Source organism: Nonomuraea sp. NPDC050691 (assembly GCF_040654455.1).
In the GTDB taxonomy this organism is placed as follows: Bacteria; Actinomycetota; Actinomycetes; order Streptosporangiales; family Streptosporangiaceae; genus Nonomuraea.
The window spans coordinates 1-15,718 of record NZ_JBFAIA010000027.1 but is presented as its reverse complement, the minus strand read 5'-3'; the positions used below and the strand labels follow the sequence as shown (position 1 = coordinate 15,718).

The following is a 15,718-nucleotide window of genomic DNA, read 5'->3' as shown; positions in this document are numbered from 1 at the left end:
GCGCAGCGGGGACCGCGCCCCGACCCGTCGCCGAGGAGGGCCTGAAGTGTCCCATCGTCCCGCGCCCTCCCCTGGGCGTGCCCGGTGAACGCGACCACGGGACTCCAGCTGCTCCTCGTGGCCGGCGGCGCCGTGGCCGTGGCGGCCGTGGCGCGCCGCAGAGGCTGGCCGGCGCCGCTGCTGCTCGTGGCGGCCGGGCTGATCGTGTCGCCGGTGGTCCCGGCCATCCCGCTCGACCCCGAGCTGGTGCTGTTCGTGTTCCTGCCGCCGCTGCTCTACTCGGCCGCGCTCGACAGCTCCTACCTGCGGCTGCGCGACGTGTGGCGGCCGGTGGCGCTGCTGTCGGTGGGCCTGGTGCTGGTCACGACGGCCGCCGTCGGCATGGCCGTCCACCTGCTGCTGCCCGAGCTGCCGCTGGCGGCGGCGTTCGCGCTGGGCGCGATCGTCGCGCCGCCCGACGCGGTGGCGGCGGTCGCCGTGGGCCGGCGGCTGGGCCTGCCGCGCCGGACGCTGACGATCCTCATCGGCGAGAGCCTGTTCAACGACGCGACCGCCCTGACGGCCTACCGGGTGGCCATCGGCGCGGCCACGGGCGCCACCGTGGACCTCGCCATGGCGGCCGGCGAGTTCGTGTACGCGACGGTGGCCGGCGTGGGCATCGGCCTGGCGCTGGCGCTGGCGTTCGCCTGGGTGTTCCGGCACACCCGCGACTCGCTGGTCGAGAACACGCTCATGCTGCTCATCCCGTTCGCCGCCTACCTCGCGGCCGAGTCGGCCCACGCCTCGGGCGTGATCTCCGTGGTCATCGTCGGCCTCTACCTGGGCAACCAGATGCACCTGCGCGGGTTCGGCTCGCGGCTGGTGTCGGCGTCGGTGTGGAAGGTGACCGACTTCTTCCTGGAGACGATCGTGTTCGCGCTGATCGGCCTTCAACTCGTGACGGTCGTGCGGGGCGTCAACGCCTACGGGGCGATCGAGCTGGCGCTGTACGCGGGCGCGGTGTTCCTGGTGACGGTGCTGGTGCGCTTCGCGTGGATGTTCCCCGCGGCGTACGTGCCGAGGCTGCTGCGGCGTGGCGATGACAGGCCCGCGCCCGCGCAGGTGGTGATCGTGAGCTGGGCCGGCATGCGGGGCGTGGTGTCGCTGGCCGCCGCGTTCTCCATCCCGGACGACGTGCCGGGCCGGCCGATGCTGCTGTTCCTGACGTTCACCACCGTGATCGGCACGCTGCTGGTGCAGGGGCTGTCGTTCCCCGCGCTGATCCGGCGGCTGCGCGTGTCCAGCGAGGAGGAGCGCTACCAGGACCTGCTGGCCGAGGCCAGCGCCCAGCAGGCGGCGCTCACCGCGGGCCTGGAGGCGCTCGACCGGGCCATGGAGACCGAGGACGGCGAGCCGGACGAGATCCAGAAGCAGGTCATCGACCAGCTCAAGGAGAAGTCGTGGCGGCGCTCGCTCACCGCCTGGGAGCGTCTGGGCGGCGGCACGGCGCAGGGCGGCGCGGAGACGCCCAGCGCGCTCTACCGCCGCCTGCGGCGCGACATGCTGCGTGCCGAGCGTGAGGTGTTCGTCAGGCTGCGCGACGAGCGCAGCCTCGACGACGAGGTGCTGCGTGAGGTGATGGCCCAGCTCGACTTCGAGGAGGCCATCCTGGAGCGCTAACCCATCGCGTTGTCGACGTAGCACCACTTCCACTGCTCGCCCCGCTCGTACGACTGGACGACCGGGTGGGCGACCTCGTGGAAGTGCTTTGTCGCGTGCTTGCCGGGCGAGGAGTCGCAGCAGCCGATGTGCCCGCAGTCGAGGCAGCGCCGCAGGTGCACCCACCGGCCGCCCACGGCCAGGCACTCCTCGCACCCTTCCGGGGTGCGGGGCACCGGATCCGCCGCCTGCGAAAGATGTTCACAAGTTGCCATAGACGAAATCCTAGAACTCCACTCTCATATCGGTGCTCCCGCACCCCTTGCTGACGGCGGGGTGACAGTGGAGATTGTGCACATCGGGGATGTGACCTGGACCACTGTGCCGAGGAGCCCGGGTGCTGGAGGTGCGCAATCTCGAGGTCGTCTACGACGACGTGATGCTGGTGCTGCGCGGGGTGAGCCTGAGCGTGCCGCCGGGGTCGGTCGTCGCGCTGCTCGGCGCGAACGGCGCCGGCAAGACCACCCTGTTACGCGCCGTGTCGGGGCTGCTCGGCGTCCACGACGGCGAGGTGGTCAAGGGCTCGGTCATGCTGGAGGGTGAGCCCGTCCACCACCTGCGGCCGGCTCAGATCGTCCGGCGGGGCGTCAGCCAGGTCATGGAGGGCCGGCGCATCCTGGGCGAGCTCACCGTGGAGGAGAACCTGCGGGCCGGCGGCCACACCGCCCGCGTCTCCCACCTGGACCGGGTCTACGACCTGTTCCCCCTGCTGCGCGAGCGGCGGGCGGCCACGGCCGGCTACCTGTCGGGCGGCGAGCAGCAGATGCTCGCGATCGGCCGCGCGCTCATGGCGGGCCCCCGCTACCTGCTGCTGGACGAGCCGAGCCTGGGCCTGGCCCCGTCGCTGGTGGCGCAGGTGCGCGACCTGGTCGTCGAGATCAACCGGCAGGGCACCACGGTGCTGCTGGTGGAGCAGAACGCCCGGATGGCGCTGTCCATCGCGACCCACGGCTACGTCATGGAGACCGGGAAGATCGTCATGGACCGGCCGGCCGGTGAGCTGCTGGCCGACGACGACATCAAGGAGTTCTACCTGGGGGCGGTCCGCTCCTTCCGCGACGTCAAGCACTACAGGCGCAGGAAGAGGTGGCTGTCGTGAGCGGGGCCGAGCCCGTGCTCCGGTTCCAGGACGTCCGGCTGGGCTTCGCCGGGGTCACGGCCATCGACGGCGTCACCTTCGACGTGCGCCCGTCCGAGCTGCTGGCGGTCATCGGGCCGAACGGCGCCGGCAAGACGTCGGTCTTCAACGTGCTGTCCGGCGTCTACCGGCCGCAGCGGGGCCGGGTCACCTTCCTCGGGGAGGACCTGCTGGCGCTGCGGCCGCACCAGATCGCCGCGCGGGGCATGGCGCGCACGTTCCAGAACGTCGAGCTGTTCCACAACCTGACGGTCCTGGACAACCTCATGCTCGGGCGCCACCACCACTTCCGCTACGGCGCCGCGGCGGCCGTCCTGTGGTTCGGCCGGGCGCGCCGGGCCGAACTCGCGGCCCGCGAGCGGGTGGAGGAGATCGTCGACTTCCTGGAGCTGGAGCCGTGGCGGCGCCACCCGGTGCGGCTGCTGCCGTACGGGATCCAGAAGCGGGTCGAGCTGGGCCGGGCGCTGGCCATGGAGCCGCGCCTGCTGCTGCTCGACGAGCCGGTGGCCGGGATGAACGTGGAGGAGACCGAGGACATGGCGCGGTTCGTCCTGGACGTGCGTGACGAGCTGGGCGTGCCCATCGTGATGGTGGAGCACGACATGGGCCTGGTGATGGACCTGGCCGACCGGGTGCTGGTACTCGACTTCGGGCGGCCCGTGGCGCTCGGCACCCCGGCCGAGGTGCGCGGCGACCCGGCCGTGATCCGGGCGTACCTGGGAGGTGCCGCGTGACGGCGCCGACCCGCGCCCGCCCGGGAGGTGCCGCATGACGGCGCCGAGCGCCCCGGTCAGCCAGGCGGCGACCGGCACGATGACCACGATCGCGACCCGGGTGCGCGCGCGGGCCCGGTCCGCGCCTGGCGCGGTCGCGATGCGGCACAAGGACCTCGGCGTCTGGCGCGAGGTCACCTGGGCCGGCTACTGGGACCGGGCGGAGCTGGTCGCGCACGCGCTGCTCGCCCTCGGCGTGGAGCCGGGCGACCGGGTGGCCGTCCATTCCGAGAACCGTCCCGAGTGGCTCTACGCCGATCTCGGCACGGTCGCGGTGCGCGGCGTCACCGTCGGCCTCTACCCGACCAACCCGGCCGACGAGGTGGCCTACCTCCTCGCCGACTGCGGCGCCCGGATCCTCGTCGCCGAGGACCAGGAGCAGGCCGACAAGGCGCTGGCCGTCCTCGGCCGATGCCCGGACCTGCGGCACGTCGTCTACCTGGAGCCGCGCGGCATCCGCGGCCGCTACGACGACCCGCGCCTCATGGCCTGGCCCGAGCTGCTGGCCCTCGGCGCGCGGCACCGCGCCGATCATCCCGGCGCGGTCGCCGGGCGCATGGCCGCCGCCGACCCCGGCGACGTGATGACGCTCATCTACACCTCCGGCACGACCGGGCCGCCGAAGGGCGTCATGCTCACGGCCCGCAACGTGGAGTACGCGGTGGAGACGCTGGTGACCGGCGGCGGCTTCACCTCGCCGCCGCCCTCCGAACGCGACCTGGTCCTGTCGTACCTGCCGCTGTGCCACGTGGCCGAGCGGGCCTTCACCGTCTGGTTCAACGCGGCCTCCGGCGTGCAGGTGAACTTCGCCGAGTCCATCGACACCGTCCAGGCCAACCTGCGCGAGGTGCAGCCGACGATCCTGTTCGGCGTGCCGCGCATCTGGGAGAAGGTGCTCGCCCAGATCGACATCCGGCGTACCTCGGCCACCCCGCTCAAGCGGGCCGTCACCGGCTTCTGGCTGCGGGTGGCCGACCGGGTGGGCGACACGCTGGCGAGCACCGGCGGACGCCACACCCTCGCCACCCGGCTGGCGTACGCGGCCGGGTGGGTGTGCTGCTACCGGGCGCTGCGCGAACGCTTCGGCATGCGCCACGTCCGCTACGCCGCCTCCGGGGCCGCGCCCATCGCGCCGGCCGTGCTCAGGTTCTTCATGGGCATCGGCGTGCCCATGCATGAGCTGTACGGCATGAGCGAGAACACCGCCATCGCCACCGCCAACCGGCCCGGCCGGATCCGGCTCGGCACGGTCGGCGAGCCGCACCCCGGCGTGGAGCTGCGGATCGACGAGGCGACGGGCGAGATCCTCACCCGGCATCCCGGCACGTTCGCCGGCTACTGGGGCCGGCCCGAGGCGACCGAGGCCGTCCTCGACCCGGACGGCTGGCTGCACACCGGCGACGTGGGCGAGCTGGTGGACGGCACGCACGTGCGGATCACCGACCGGCTGAAGGACATCATCATCACCGCGGGCGGCAAGAACGTCGCGCCCAGCGAGATCGAGAACGCGCTGAAGGCGTCGCCGTACGTCAAGGAGGCCGTCGTCGTCGGTGACCGGCGGCCCTACCTCGTCGCGCTCGTCGGCATCGAGCCCGACACGGTGGGGGAGTGGGCGCGGCGGCGCGGCATCCCCTACACCACCTACCGCGACCTGTCGGAGCGGCCGGAGACCCGCGAGCTGGTCCAGGGCGTCGTGGACGCGGTCAACGCCCGCCTGGCCCGCGCCGAGCAGGTCAAGCGCTTCGCGTTCCTGCCCAAGGAGCTCGACCACGAGGACGGCGAGCTGACCGCCACCCAGAAGGTCAAGCGGGCCGCCGTCGTGAAGCTGTTCGAGGACCTGGTCGAAGGGATGTACGCGCGGTGAAGGGGCTGGTGGAGACGGTCATCAGGGGGCTGGGCAACGGCTCGGTGTACGCGCTGCTCGCCCTCGGCTTCGTCATCATCTACAAGGCGACCCGGGTGATCAGCTTCGCGCAGCCGGCGCTGATGCTGGCCGGCGGCGTGGCCGTCAGCTACCTGGCCGAGACGACGGGCTTCTACCTGGCCGTGCCGCTGGCCGCGCTGCTGGTCGCCGGGGTGGCGCTGGGCGTGGAGCGGACGGCGATCCGGCCGATGGTGGGGCGGCCCGCGTTCGTGGTGGCGATCATCACGCTGGGCGTGGACGTGGTCCTGCGGGTCGTGGTCAACGCCTTCATCGGCCGCGACGTCCGCCAGGTGGGAGACCCGTGGGGGTTCGCGCAGGTCGAGCTGGGGCCGCTGGTCGTGCAGCAGCGCTGGCTCGCGATGCTCGCGGTGACGGCGGCGCTCGTCGCCCTGCTGTTCGCCTTCTTCCGCCACACCCGCTACGGGCTGGCGATGCGCGCCGCGGCCCACGACCAGGAGACGGCGCTCGCGCAGGGCATCTCGGTGGGCCTGGTGTTCGCGCTGTCGTGGGCGATCGCGGGGTTCCTGGCCGCCGTCGCGGGCGCGTTCGCGGGCACCGGGCAGGGCATCGAGCAGTCCACGTGGGTGATCGCGCTCAAGGCGCTGCCCGCGATCATCGTGGGCGGGCTCGACTCGCTCGGCGGGGCCGTGGCCGGGGGGCTGGTCGTCGGGGTGGTGGAGTCGCTGTTCCAGTCGTACCAGGGCGAGTACGCGCCGTGGCTGGGCCAGAACTTCGCCGTCGTCTCTCCGTACGTGGTGATGCTGGTGGTCCTGCTGGTCAGGCCGTACGGCCTGTTCGGCACCCGGGAGGTCGAACGCGTGTGACGGATCAGCGATCCGGGACGATTTCCGACGTCCCCGACATACCGACCGGACGGTCTCGCCGGGTGCGGGGCCGGCCGCTGCTGAACACCTCCTACGCCCAGGACATGGCGCTGCTCGACACGCCGGCCAAGCGGCTGTGGGCGGGGCTGCTGGTGGCGCTGGCCCTCGCGCTGCCGGTGGTGCTCGCCGACCGGTCGCTGGAGGTGCTGGCCGGGGCGTACGCGCTGGCCATCGGCGCGATCGGGCTCAACATCGTCACCGGGTACGCCGGGCAGGTGTCGCTCGGCCATGCCTTCTTCGTGGCCATCGGCGCCTACACCGCCGCCGCGCTGTCCGGGCCGCCCGGCGGCAGGACCCTCGGGTTCGGCGTGGCGGAGATCTGGATCTGGCTGCCCGCGGCCGGGCTCGCCGCGGCGGCGGCCGGGGTGCTCGTCGCGCCGCTCGCCACCCGGCTGCGCGGCCTCTACCTGGCCGTCGTCACGCTCGGCCTGGTCTTCCTCGGCGAGCACGTCTTCAAGGAGTGGAAGGCGCTGACCGGCGGCCCCGGCGTGGGCCGGGAGGCGGCCGTGCCCCGGCTGCTCGGCTACCCGCTGGACCAGGACGGGCCGCTCGGCACCAAGGAGCAGGTCCTCTACGTGCTGATGCTGGCGCTGCTCGTGCTCTTCGCGGTCGCGGCGCGCAACCTGGCCCGCTCGCGTGTCGGCCGCGCGTTCGCCGCGATCCGCGACCGCGACATCGCCGCGGCCGTCATCGGGGTGCCGCTGACCCGCTACAAGGTGCTGGCGTTCGGCGTCTCCTCCTTCTACGCCGGGTGCGCGGGCGGCCTGCTCTACACCGTCTCGGGGTACGTGGAGCCGGGCTCGTTCAGCCTGCTGCTGTCGGTGCAGTTCATCGCCATGGTGCTGATCGGCGGCGTGGCGACCGTGTCGGGCTCCATCGCGGGCGCCCTGTTCATCTCCCTGCTCCAGCCGCTCACCCGGACGCTGCCCGCGCTGGTGCCGGTCGTCAGCGCCGACACCACGCGCACGCCCAACGTCTTCCAGGTCGAGACCGTGCTCTACGGCCTGCTGATCGTGCTGTTCCTGGTCTTCGAGCCGCGGGGCCTGTTCGGGCTGTGGGTCCGGGTCCGCGCGTACTGGAAGTCCTGGCCGTTCTCCTACTAGAAGAGGGGTGACCCATGAGAAGTCGTTGCGTGGTGGTGGGGGCCGCGTTGGTGACGCTCGTTCCCGCGTGCGGCGTCATCCGGGGCGACGACGACCGGGGCGGGGACGTCCACGCGCCGGGGGTCACGGCCGAGCCCTGTCCCTCGGCCGTGGACAAGAAGAAGGGCTGCATCTACCTGGGCACCGTCTCCGACCTCACCTCCGGGCCGTTCGCGGCGCTCGCCGTGCCGATCACCGACGCGCAGAAGGCGTTCTGGGCCCGGGTCAACAAGGCGGGCGGCATCGGCGGGAAGTACGAGGTGGACGTCACCACGTACGTCCGCGACAACAAGTACAACCCCGAGGTCCACCGGCAGGTCTACAACGAGATCAAGGACCGGGTGCTCGCCCTGGCCCAGACGCTCGGCTCGCCCACCACGGCGGCGATCCTCGGCGACCTCAAGGCCAACAGCGTCGTCGCCGCCCCCGCCTCCTGGACGTCGGCCTGGGAGTTCGAGGACGTGATCATCGAGTCAGGGTCGAACTACTGCGTCGAGGCGATGAACTCCGTCGACTACGCCATGGAGGCGCACAAGTCCAGGAGCGTCATGGCCGTCCACCTGGCCGGCGACTACGGCGCCGACGCCGCCGCCGGGGCGAAGATCGCCGCGCAGCGCAACGGCCTGACCTTCACCGACGTCGAGACGCCCTCGGGCGCCACCGAGCAGGGCCGCGCGATCACCGAGATCACCAAGGGCAGGCCCGACCTCGTCATCCTCACCACCGGGCCCGCCGACGCGGCCGCCATCGTCGGCCAGGCCGCCGCGGCCGGCTTCAAGGGCCGCTTCATCGGCACCGGACCCACCTGGAACCCCGCCCTGCTCAAGTCGCCCGCCGCGCCCGCGCTCAAGGCCCTGTACGAGCAGTCGGCGCCGGGCCGGCCCTGGAACGCCGACACGCCGGGCCACCGGGCGATGCGCGAGGCGCTGCCCGGTGTCACCCCCAACGACGGCTACAGCTCGGGCTGGGCCTGGGCGTACCCCCTGAAGGCGGCGCTGGAGGGGATGGTGGCCAGTGGCGACGTCAGCCGCAAGGGCCTGCTCGCGGCAGTCAAGAAGCTCAGGACCGTCGACTACGAGGGCATGCTGCCGCCCGAGGCCGGGAACTACGCCGACGACCCCAACGCCGCCACCTTCCGCCAGACGATCGTCAACCAGGTCGACGACAAGGCGCCGACCGGCGTGACGATCGTCAAGGACTTCTACGTCGGCCCCACGGCCAAGGCGCACACCTTCGACGGGCCCTGCTTCGCCAAGCTGTGAGCCCCGGCTTTCGCGCGCGGGGCCGCGGCGGCGGGCCGTTGGGTAGGGTCACCGATATGCGCCCCTTCACGACCCGGTTCTCCGCCCTCGCCGCCGTCGCCGCCCTCGCCGTCACCGTCGTCGGCTGCTCCGAGGTCAACAGCACGATCGACAAGACCCAGGCATGTCTGGAGGCGCCCAAGATCGTCGCCGACCTGGGCAGCGAGCTCGGCAAGCTCAAGGACGACCCCCAGGCGATGGACAAGGCCCTCGACGACACCTCCAAGAAGCTGACCGAGGTGGCCGACAAGGCCGCCAACACCACCCTCAAGGAGGCCACCGACGACCTCGCGCGCACGCTGGCGGGCATCGACGTCAAGGACGTCAACGATGCGGTGGACGCCGCCCAGAAGGTCGGCACCGACACGGCCGCCTACCTGAAGAAGGTCGCCGAGGCCTGTAGTTGAACCGTGCCTCAACCCCGGCTTCTCTAGGGGAAATGGGGACGAATTAGCTTCACAGGTATGGAGCCGGATCCCCGTTTCACGCTCGCCAACGAGCGCACGTTCCTGACGTGGCTCAGCACCGCGCTGGCCCTCAGCGCGGGCGGGGTGGCCATGGCCGCGGTGCCGGAGGGCGTCTTCGTGCCGTGGGCGCGCACCCTGCTCGCCGTCATCCTGGTCACGCTGTCGGCGCTGGCCGCCGGCATGGCGTACCCGCGCTGGCGCAACATCCAGCGCGCGCTGCGCAGGCAGGAGCCGCTGCCGCCGCCCGCCCTCGCGGTCGTCTTCGGGGCCGGGGTGACCGCGGTCGCCGTGATCGCCCTGGTCTGCATCGTGATCGCGGCCTGACATGTCGGGGCCGGCGCCTGACGACATCTGGGACCCCGGGTTGCAGAGCGAACGCACCCGGCTGGCCTGGGTGCGCACGGCCGTGGTGCTGTCCACGGGCGGGATCGCCGCCGCGGGGCTGACCCTGCGGCACGGGCTGCCGGTGGCGACCGCGGCCGGGTTCGCGCTGGCCGCGCTGTGCGGGGGTGTGCTGCTGCTGCGCACCGGCCTGCGCTTCCGGCGGGTGCAGGAGGCCCTGCACGGCGGCCGGCCCACCGACAACCGGGTGGACGCCCTGCTGGCCTGGATCGGCACGCTGTGCGCCGTGGCGGGTGCGTTCGCGTTCGTGCTCACCGCGTGATCAGGGCTGGTGGGGGCGTCGACGGTGGCTTGCCGGAAACGCCCCGGTGGGATGACACTCGGTCTAGGGGGTGAACCCATGGAAGAGGTGCGCAGACTAGTACCGTTCGAATGCCGCCGCTGCTGGCACGTGTGGGAAGAGGAGTACCTCGTCAGGCACGGCGAGGACCGTCACGGCAACGAGAGAGTCGTCTGGATCCAGGGCGGGGTCGCCGTCCCGCCGCCCACCGAGGGCATGATCTGCCCCCGCTGCCACTGCCAGCAGGCCACCACGTTCCCCGACGGCTATCTGAGGAGTCATCCGGAGCTCATTCCGGCCCAGGAGCCCGGCCAGCCGGACGACAAGCCGCTGCTCAGCCCGGTCCCGAAACGGCCACGCTTCCTCTGATCCACCGGAGCCCTGGGACGGCCGCACGCGCCGTCCCCGGGCCCCGATCACATGACTCCGGCTCATGTAACGTGACATCGGGTGAGCATTTTCTAGCCTCCGGTGTCACAATCCGCGTCTTGTGGCGGTCCGCGCGCGTGACCGAGACTCGAAACGGCGCCCGCGCTCCTGACGGAACCCGTGGCGGCGGCGCCGGCGAGCCCGCCGCCTGGCGAGGGCGGCACCGCGGCGCGCGGGCGCCCTCTCACCAGGGTTGCGGGCGTTCAGCTCAGCTCAGGCTCTCCAGCCAGGCCCGGTGGAGCCCGGCGAAACGGCCCGAGGCGGCGACGAGCCGGTCCGGCGGCCCGTCCTCGACGATCTCGCCCCGGTCCATCACCAGCACCCGGTCGGCGATCTCGACGGTCGAGAGCCGGTGCGCGATGATCAGCGCGGTCCGGTCGGCCAGGATGGTCCGCAGCGCCCGCTGCACCAGGCGCTCGCTCGGCACGTCCAGGCTGGAGGTCGCCTCGTCCAGGATCAGCACCGCCGGGTCGGCGAGGAAGGCCCGGGCGAAGGCGACGAGCTGCCGCTGGCCCGCCGACATCCGGCCGCCCCGCTTGCCCACCTCCGTGTCGTAGCCGTCGGGCAGCGCCGCGATGAAGTCGTGGGCGCCGATGGCCCGCGCCGCCTCGCGTACCTGCCGGTCCGTGGCCTCCGGCCGGCCGAACTTGATGTTGTCGGCGACCGTGCCGCTGAACAGGAAGTTCTCCTGCGTCACCATGACGACGGCCGAGCGCAGCGTCGCCTCGTCCAGCCGGCGCAGGTCCACGCCGTCGAGCAGCACCCGGCCGCCCGTCGGGTCGTAGAAGCGCGAGATCAGCTTGGCCAGCGTCGTCTTGCCCGCGCCGGTCGCGCCGACCAGCGCGACGCTCTGGCCCGCCGGGATGGTCAGGTCGAACGTGGGCAGGATCGGCATCTCCTCGACGTAGGCGAACCTGGCGCCCTCGAAGCGCACCTCGCCGCGCGGCTCGGGCAGCGCCCGCGGGTCGCGCGGTTCCGGGACGGTCGGCTCCTCCTCCAGCACGCCCGACAGCTTCTCCAGCGCCGCGCCCGCCGACTGCAGCGTGTTGTAGAACTGGCTGATCTCCTGCATCGGCTCGTAGAACTGGCGCAGGTACAGCAGGAACGCGGTCAGCACACCGACCGTGACCTCGCCGTGCAGCGCCAGCCAGCCGCCGTAGAGCAGCACGCCGCCCACGGTCAGGTTGCCGATCAGCTTGATGCCCGGCATGAACAGTGCGACGAGCTGCATGCTGCTGGCGTTGGCGCCGCGGTAGTCGTCGTTGAGCCGGGTGAAGATCTCCTGGTTGCGCGGCTCGCGGCGGAACGCCTGCACCGCCCGGATGCCGGTCATCGACTCCACGAAGTGGACGATCACCAGGGCGACGGTCTCGCGGGTGCGCCGGTAGACGATCGCCGACTGGCGGCGGAACCAGCGGGTGAACAGCAGCAGCAGGGGCAGCGGCAGCAGCGCCACCAGGCCGAGGTGCACGTCCAGCACCACCAGCAGCACGGCCGTGCCGAACAGCGTCAGGACCGCGGTCACCAGGCTGTCGAAGCCCGACTGGAGCAGCTCGGCGATGGCCTCGATGTCGGAGGTCAGCCGGGAGATCACGCGGCCGGAGGTGTACTTCTCGTGGAAGCTCAGCGACAGCCGCTGGAAGTGGTCGAACACCCGCCGGCGCAGCTCCAGCAGGATGCCCTGCCCGATCTTGCCGGACAGTTGCAGGAACGCCTGCCGGGTGAGCGCCTGCGTGACCGCCGCGGCCAGGATCACGCCGATGACGGTGAGCAGCGTGGCGGGCCCGCTGCCCTTGAGCATCGGCGGGATGCCCGCGTCGATGCCGACCTTCACCAGGTACGGGATGGCGAGGCCGGCCGCGTTGGAGACGACGATGATGCCGGTGAGCAGGGCGATCGCCTTGCGGTGCGGCGAGAGCAGGTCGCCGAGCAGCCGCCGCGAGCGGGTCCGCAGCAGCACCGACACCTTCTCGGACAGCTCGTCCTGCTCCTCGGAGGCGACGCCGCGCCAGTCGGCGACGGCGGGCTCCTCGGCGGCCGGGTCGCCGGCTGTGCCGTCAGCCGGGTCGCCCGGCGTGCCGGTGGACGTGTTGGCGTCCGCGCTCAACGCAGGGCTCCTTCCGAGGGGTCGAGGTCGGCGTCCTGGGCGAGCAGCTCGCGGTAGGCGGGCACCTCGGCCAGCAGCTCGTGGTGGCGTCCGACGTGGGTGATCGTGCCGCCCGACAGCAGCGCGACCTTGTCGGCCAGCAGCACGGTCGAGGCGCGGTGCGCGACCACGATGCCGGTGGCGTCGCGCAGCACGTGGCGCAGCGCCTGCTCGACCAGCGCCTCCGTCTCGACGTCCAGCGCCGAGAGCGTGTCGTCGAGCACGAGGATCCGCGGTCGGCTCAGCACGGCGCGGGCCAGCGCGAGCCGCTGCCGCTGCCCGCCGGACAGCGACATGCCCTGCTCGCCGATCCGGGTGTCGAGGCCCCACGGCAGGTCGTGGACGAACATGGCCTGCGCGGTGCGGATGGCGTCCTCGAGCTCCTCCTCGGTGGCGTCGTGGCGGCCGAGCGTGAGGTTCTCGCGCACGCTCATCGAGAACAGCGTGGGCTCCTCGAAGGCGGTGGCCACCACCTGGCGCAGGGCGGGCAGCGTCAGGTCGCGCACGTCGTGGCCGTCGATGGTCACGCGCCCCGCGGTCGGGTCGATGAGCCGGGGCACCATCGCGGTCATCGTGGTCTTGCCGGAGCCGGTGGCGCCGACGATCGCGACGGTCTCGCCGGGCCGCACCTCCAGCCAGACGTCGCGCAGCACCGGCTGCTCGGCGCCGGGGAAGCGGAACTCGACCCCCTCGAAGCGCAGGTGGCCGCGCGGGTTCTCGATCACCGCGGTGCCGCCCTGGATGGCCGGGGCCGTGTCCATGACCTCCATGACCCGGTCGGCGGAGGTCATCGACTCCTGCGCCATCGCGAGGATGTAGCCGAGGCTGGCGATGGGCCAGACGAGCTGGAGCATCATCGTGGTGAAGGCGACCAGCGTGCCCAGCGTCAGCGCGCCCGAGCCCACGGCCAGCGCGCCCAGCAGCAGCACCAGGGCCAGCGTGAAGTTCGGGATCACCTCCAGGAACGTGAAGAACCGGGCCGACAGCCGCACCTTGTCCATCGACGTGCCGTACACCTTGAGCGCGGCGTCGTCGTAGCGGTCGTAGACGTGGTGGCGGCGGCCGAACGCCTTGATGGTGCGGATGCCGATGGCCGACTCCTCGACGAGCGTGGCGAGGTCGCCCTGCTCGTCCTGCACCTGGCGGGAGATCTTGATGTAGCGCTTCTCGAAGCGGTTCGACACCAGCACGATCGGCACGGCGGAGGCGGCCACGAGGAGCCCCAGCGGCCAGTACATGTTCAGCAGCAGCACCGTGACGGTGATGAGCTGCAGGATGTTCATGACCAGGAAGAGCATGCCGAAGCCGAGGAAGCGGCGGATGGTCGACAGGTCGGTGGTGGCGCGGGACAGGAGCTGGCCCGACTGCCATTCGCCGTGGAAGGCCATCGGCAGGCGCTGCAGGTGCGCGTACAGGTCGTCGCGGATGCGGGTCTCCAGGCCGAGCACGGGACCGACCTGGGTCCAGCGGCGCAGGAAGATCAGCACCGCCTCGGCGGTCCCGACGCCGAGCGCCAGCAGGCCGAGCGGCAGCAGGGCGCCGGAGTCGCCGGTGCGCACGGGGCCGTCGACGACGTCCTTGCCGATGAGCGGCAGCGCGATGCTGGCGGCGATGGACAGGATCGCGACGAGCCAGATGAACACCAGCTTGCCCACGTACGGACGGAGGTAGGGCTTCATCCGCCACAGGGCGAGGCTTGAGAGCGCGGGCAGTGAGAAGGGCAGGGGACGGCGGGGTGAGCGTGTATCGGGAGGCATCCCCACCAGGCTAATACGTGGGATCAACCCATTTTCGGTCCGCCACGCTGGGGGTCAGGGGCGCCGTCATGGCCGTTGTGCTCGGCTTTCCCGCCCTTCTCCGCACAACCGAATAGGACCTGATATATCGCTCGAGTTACCTTTTTCGAGCATTTGATGGGCGATTAAGTGGCCATTTCCTGGGTCAGGAAGCCTCGTGGCTGTAGAGGGCGTTCATGGCCTGCACCAGCGGCGGGGCGTACGTGCCCGAACCGGCCGTGGTCCTCGACCCGCCCCACTGCGCCTGCCACTGCCCGGTCGCGGTGGTGCGCATCGTCGTGTGGCTCAGCGTCCCGCCGGTGCTGTTCTTGTTGTAGATGCTCCAGTGGTGCGCGCTGTAGCCGTTCGTGGCCGACGACCTCGCGACCGTGTCGTCGTACGAGGAGGCGAGGAAGGTGTAGTCCGTCCCCATCTGCGACGGCGGCTGGGCGCCCAGCCACCTGAGGAAGCCGCTGCCGTCACGCATGTCGCTGCACTGCTCGTGGGTGATGGCGCACGCGTCCACCAGGGCCGTGTTGATGCCCTTGTGCGGGGTGGCGAGGGTGACGACGTCCTCGATGTACAGGTACGGGGGCCAGCCGCTCGGCCAGGCCGTCGCGCCGATGTCCTGGGCGTCCATCGACACGGCGCTCAGGTCAGGGGCCGTGGACGCCACGCCGTACCGGTTGACCCCCTCGATGGCGGCCTTGGCGATGAGGCCGCCCATGGAGTGCGCCATGATGTCCACCGGGACGCCCTGGCTGGAGTAGGACGAGTAGACGGTCCAGGCGAGCTGGCGGCCGATCTCCTGGATGCGGGTGTCGGTCGTGCCACTGAACTTGATGTCGCAGTTCGTGCTCTTGTTGTAGTACCCGAACGTGTAGACGTCGGTCCACCCGTTGGCGGTGAGCAGGTCCCTGGCGTTCTGCCAGGAGCTCGCGCAGTTGGTGTCGGCTTCGCGGTCGAACCCGTGCACCATCAGCGTCACGCGGCGCCCGTCGCCGCGCGAGGGCTCCGCCGAGGCGGGCGCCGCGGTGCCGGCCAGCGCCGCCGCGGCCACGACCGAGGACATGACCGCGGCCAGGCCGCACCTGAGGAGTCTGTGCATCCGCGCACTCCGTTCCGTGAGATCGCAAGCACGGTAGAGCGCGGACGATCATGTGCGAATCGGCCGTCGCGCCCGCGCGGAGCGGACGGTCCGGCGCCTCGACTAAGTCGGCGGGAGCCCGTGAGTAGGTCGGCCAGGCTCGGCGGGCAGCTCCATAGCCGCCTGGAGCCTCTTGCGCGACTGGGACCGCCGAGCGCACTCGGCCCGCGACACGGACGAGACGTTGGGCTACGAGCGGCTGGGGAAGATCG

15 protein-coding genes are annotated in these 15,718 nt (G+C 71.8%); 11 read left to right on the top strand and 4 right to left on the bottom strand.

The genetic code is table 11. The features are described from left to right. Window positions 1-84 precede the first annotated feature (84 nt). Window positions 85-1,659, top strand: coding sequence for a Na+/H+ antiporter (locus AB0H81_RS14170; RefSeq protein ID WP_358373858.1), 1,575 nt, complete (start codon window positions 85-87; stop codon window positions 1,657-1,659). On the opposite strand, the gene AB0H81_RS14165 is transcribed toward AB0H81_RS14170, so the two are convergent. Then, the gene (locus tag AB0H81_RS14165; RefSeq protein WP_358373855.1) at window positions 1,656-1,913 is read right to left on the bottom strand and encodes a UBP-type zinc finger domain-containing protein; all 258 of its coding nucleotides are present in this window, start codon (window positions 1,911-1,913) and stop codon (window positions 1,656-1,658) included. The two genes, AB0H81_RS14170 and AB0H81_RS14165, sit on opposite strands and share 4 nt — an antisense overlap. Before the next feature lie 122 nt (window positions 1,914-2,035). On the opposite strand from AB0H81_RS14165, the gene AB0H81_RS14160 reads away from it, so the two are divergent. The 10 genes from AB0H81_RS14160 to AB0H81_RS14115 all read left to right on the top strand — a co-directional run bounded on the left by AB0H81_RS14160 (window position 2,036) and on the right by AB0H81_RS14115 (window position 10,378). Next, window positions 2,036-2,797, top strand: a complete 762-nt coding sequence (locus AB0H81_RS14160) for an ABC transporter ATP-binding protein (RefSeq protein WP_358373852.1) — start codon at window positions 2,036-2,038, stop codon at window positions 2,795-2,797. Further along, on the top strand, window positions 2,794-3,570 hold the full coding sequence (locus AB0H81_RS14155; protein ID WP_358373850.1) for an ABC transporter ATP-binding protein: 777 nt from the start codon (window positions 2,794-2,796) through the stop codon (window positions 3,568-3,570). Before AB0H81_RS14160 ends, AB0H81_RS14155 begins: the two co-directional genes overlap by 4 nt. A gap of 34 nt (window positions 3,571-3,604) precedes the next feature. Then, window positions 3,605-5,473: an AMP-binding protein gene (locus tag AB0H81_RS14150; RefSeq protein ID WP_358373847.1), complete on the top strand. Its 1,869-nt coding sequence runs from the start codon at window positions 3,605-3,607 to the stop codon at window positions 5,471-5,473. Continuing rightward, window positions 5,470-6,357 carry a branched-chain amino acid ABC transporter permease gene (locus AB0H81_RS14145; RefSeq protein WP_358373844.1) on the top strand — a complete coding sequence of 296 codons (888 nt, stop codon included), beginning with the start codon at window positions 5,470-5,472 and terminating at the stop codon, window positions 6,355-6,357. The genes AB0H81_RS14150 and AB0H81_RS14145 overlap by 4 nt, the downstream gene beginning before the upstream one ends. Window positions 6,358-6,419: 62 nt before the next feature. Next, the gene (locus AB0H81_RS14140; protein ID WP_358373841.1) at window positions 6,420-7,520 is read left to right on the top strand and encodes a branched-chain amino acid ABC transporter permease; all 1,101 of its coding nucleotides are present in this window, start codon (window positions 6,420-6,422) and stop codon (window positions 7,518-7,520) included. A 14-nt stretch (window positions 7,521-7,534) separates the two neighbouring features. Then, window positions 7,535-8,821 (top strand): ABC transporter substrate-binding protein, encoded by a 1,287-nt coding sequence (locus AB0H81_RS14135; protein ID WP_358373838.1) that lies wholly within the window; start codon window positions 7,535-7,537, stop codon window positions 8,819-8,821. A 56-nt stretch (window positions 8,822-8,877) separates the two neighbouring features. After that, window positions 8,878-9,267, top strand: a complete 390-nt coding sequence (locus AB0H81_RS14130) for a hypothetical protein (protein ID WP_358373835.1) — start codon at window positions 8,878-8,880, stop codon at window positions 9,265-9,267. 57 nt (window positions 9,268-9,324) lie between these two features. Next, the gene (locus AB0H81_RS14125) at window positions 9,325-9,651 is read left to right on the top strand and encodes a DUF202 domain-containing protein (RefSeq protein WP_358373832.1); all 327 of its coding nucleotides are present in this window, start codon (window positions 9,325-9,327) and stop codon (window positions 9,649-9,651) included. 1 nt (window position 9,652) lies between these two features. Then, window positions 9,653-9,991 (top strand): DUF202 domain-containing protein, encoded by a 339-nt coding sequence (locus AB0H81_RS14120; RefSeq protein WP_358373831.1) that lies wholly within the window; start codon window positions 9,653-9,655, stop codon window positions 9,989-9,991. Window positions 9,992-10,069: 78 nt separating this feature from the next. After that, window positions 10,070-10,378, top strand: a complete 309-nt coding sequence (locus tag AB0H81_RS14115) for a hypothetical protein (RefSeq protein ID WP_358373828.1) — start codon at window positions 10,070-10,072, stop codon at window positions 10,376-10,378. A gap of 268 nt (window positions 10,379-10,646) precedes the next feature. Here AB0H81_RS14115 and AB0H81_RS14110 read toward each other — a convergent pair whose 3' ends face one another. The 3 genes from AB0H81_RS14110 to AB0H81_RS14100 all read right to left on the bottom strand — a co-directional run bounded on the left by AB0H81_RS14110 (window position 10,647) and on the right by AB0H81_RS14100 (window position 15,467). Beyond that, on the bottom strand, window positions 10,647-12,545 hold the full coding sequence (locus AB0H81_RS14110; RefSeq protein WP_358373825.1) for an ABC transporter ATP-binding protein: 1,899 nt from the start codon (window positions 12,543-12,545) through the stop codon (window positions 10,647-10,649). Then, window positions 12,542-14,263 carry an ABC transporter ATP-binding protein gene (locus AB0H81_RS14105; RefSeq protein ID WP_358373822.1) on the bottom strand — a complete coding sequence of 574 codons (1,722 nt, stop codon included), beginning with the start codon at window positions 14,261-14,263 and terminating at the stop codon, window positions 12,542-12,544. The genes AB0H81_RS14110 and AB0H81_RS14105 overlap by 4 nt, the downstream gene beginning before the upstream one ends. A 262-nt stretch (window positions 14,264-14,525) precedes the next feature. Continuing rightward, on the bottom strand, window positions 14,526-15,467 hold the full coding sequence (locus AB0H81_RS14100) for a hypothetical protein (protein WP_358373819.1): 942 nt from the start codon (window positions 15,465-15,467) through the stop codon (window positions 14,526-14,528). Window positions 15,468-15,718 lie beyond the last annotated feature (251 nt).